Annotated in this window: 1 protein-coding gene; it reads right to left on the reverse strand. The window is 46.0% G+C overall.

From position 1 onward, the window contains the following. Window positions 1-388: PepSY domain-containing protein (locus I6F33_RS38050; RefSeq protein WP_249790068.1), on the reverse strand; the 388-nt coding region annotated here is incomplete at its 3' end. Between the last annotated feature and the right edge of the window lie 34 nt (window positions 389-422).

Here is a 422-nt window from a genome sequence, read left to right on the forward strand (position 1 = left end):
CTGCAAAGTGGCCAAAGTGAAGTTTTCTAAAACTGTCGATTACCCTGTCTACAGTAGACGCCGTTCGAATATCGTAGGCAAAGGTTGGTTTACCAGATTGCGCGTCAAAGCTAACCGTTGCTGCATAGTTACTAATGAACGGGTTGGCATCGGCGACGCTGCCAAAAATGGTAATACTGGTTTGCTCTGGCTCAAATGGAAATAGCCAGTGGGTTGGTTTAAGTCCGTCAACCGCACGATGGCTTTGGGTCATCATGGCATCAAAATCTAATGAGTGATTAAACATTGCGTGGCTGACAATATGGTGCTCATCTTCTTGGTGTTCAAAAGCCTCGTGATAATACTCCACTGCATTAAAGTAAACGCCAGTAATGCCGAGTGCGAGCAATATCGGCGCACTCCAAATGCCAACTACCTTATGC

It is taken from the genome of Bradyrhizobium sp. BRP20 (assembly GCF_020194215.1).
In the GTDB taxonomy this organism is placed as follows: Bacteria; Pseudomonadota; Alphaproteobacteria; order Rhizobiales; family Xanthobacteraceae; genus Bradyrhizobium; species Bradyrhizobium yuanmingense.